At 39.9% G+C, this 1858-nt stretch carries 2 protein-coding genes and 1 pseudogene; all 3 read right to left on the bottom strand.

Annotated elements, in window-relative coordinates:
• Positions 1 to 1250: acyl-CoA carboxylase subunit beta (locus AC06OU_RS02800; protein ID WP_475853831.1), on the bottom strand; the 1250-nt coding region annotated here is incomplete at its 3' end.
• 195 nt (positions 1251 to 1445) lie between these two features.
• Positions 1446 to 1658: an acyl-CoA carboxylase biotin carboxyl carrier protein subunit gene (locus tag AC06OU_RS02795; RefSeq protein WP_169358972.1), complete on the bottom strand. Its 213-nt coding sequence runs from the start codon at positions 1656 to 1658 to the stop codon at positions 1446 to 1448.
• Positions 1655 to 1858 (bottom strand): annotated as a pseudogene (locus AC06OU_RS02790) (biotin carboxylase); the annotation flags it as partial. The gene AC06OU_RS02795 and the pseudogene AC06OU_RS02790, both read right to left, overlap by 4 nt.

Here is a 1858-nt window from a genome sequence, read left to right as displayed (position 1 = left end):
ATACACACATCAGGTTCAAAAGCTGGTCCAGCCATAGCGTAAAGACCTGCGCCATAAGCTTTTCGTACAATAACAGAAAGCTTTGGTACAGTTGCTGAGCTCATAGCTGCGATAAGCTTAGCTCCATGGCGAATAATGCCTGCCCTTTCCACTTTAGTCCCTATCATGAAGCCAGGAACATCTGCTAAGAATAATAATGGAATGGAGAAAGCATCACAAAGAGAGATGAACTTAGCGGCCTTGTCTGCAGAATCTACGAACAAGACTCCTCCTTTTGCCTTCGGTTGGTTCGCTATAATTCCTACCGGCTTCCCTTCGATTCGAGCAAATCCTGTTATTAGCTCCGGAGCAAACAGTTTTTTAATATCAAAGAAAGTACCTTCATCGATTAATGCATCAATTGCTTCATACATATCGAAAGGTGCGTTTTGGTTTTCAGGAATAATTTCCTCTAACGTTCTACCTTCTTTGGTTTGCTTCGGTTCAACCGTTTTTGGCTTTTCGGTGTAATTGGCAGGGAAGTAGCTTAAATACTTCTTCGCTTCTTCTAGAGCTTCTTCTTCCGAGGAAACTAGCACGTCGCCGACTCCACTTACTGTACAGTGCATGCGCGCGCCTCCCATTTCCTCTAACGTTACCTTTTCTCCAATTACTTTTTCAGCCATACGTGGAGATCCAAGGTACATCGAGGCATTTCCTTCAACCATAAATACAACATCACAAAATGCCGGTATGTACGCCCCTCCTGCAGCTGATGGTCCAAATAACAAACATATTTGAGGAATAAAACCAGATAATCTCACTTGATTGTGAAAAATTCTACCAGCTCCACGACGATTCGGGAACATTGCTAATTGGTCTGTAATACGTGCCCCAGCAGAGTCTACTAAATACAATAGTGGCACACGATTTTTTTCAGCAATTTCTTGGATTCGAATTATTTTTTCAACCGTTCTAAATCCCCATGATCCAGCTTTTACTGTAGAGTCATTTGCCATTACGCAAACTGTTTGTCCATTTACTTTTCCAGTCGCAGTTACAACTCCATCAGCAGGTAAGTCACCTGCTTCTACATTTGCAAATCGACCGTCTTCTACGTATTCCCCATTATCAAATAACAGGTTTAAACGATCACGAACAAACAGCTTCCCCTGCTCCTTCATTTTCTCATGATACTTTGAATGTCCACCCGCATAAATAGATGATAATTTTTCTTCTAGCTTATCGTTATACCCCTTTGTTTCTCCCACTTTGTAAAACCCCCGTTTCAAGTAGCAGCAGCCGAGCCCTATATGTAGGGCGCACTCCGACTGATACATTTGCTTGATAGAATAAAATACTAAACAATTATTTTAATTGATAGATACATTTATTGAACGATTCGTTGAACCACTTAATTTTCTAATAGGTACACGCAACTTACAGTTTTTTGTATTGGAGAGTTTTTATTCGAACGTTACTAATACGTCTCCCTCATTTACGAAATCCCCAACTTGCGCCTTTATTTCTAGAACCTTGCCTGCTACATTAGATTCTACAGGAATTTCCATTTTCATCGATTCAAGTACCATAACCACTTGGCCTTCTTGCACTTCGTCCCCCACTGCAACGTTAACCGTAAATACTGTACCTGCCATAGTTGATTCTAAATTTTTCATTTTGAAATTTCCTCCCTTTGTTTGTCCATCCATTCCCCTAAAACGGATGTTGAATATACTCCACTTTCAAAAGAACCATCATGTAAAAACTGGTCAAATAGTGAAATATTAGTTCTTACACCTTCTATTTTAGCAGAAGAAAATAATTTTTGCGCTTTCTCTATTGCTAATCTTCTGTTTTCTGCATGTATAATTACCTT

The sequence above is a fragment of the Psychrobacillus sp. genome (assembly GCF_056205495.1).
The sequence above is the reverse complement of the archived record's forward strand: the minus strand, read 5'-3'. Positions and strand labels throughout refer to the sequence as shown.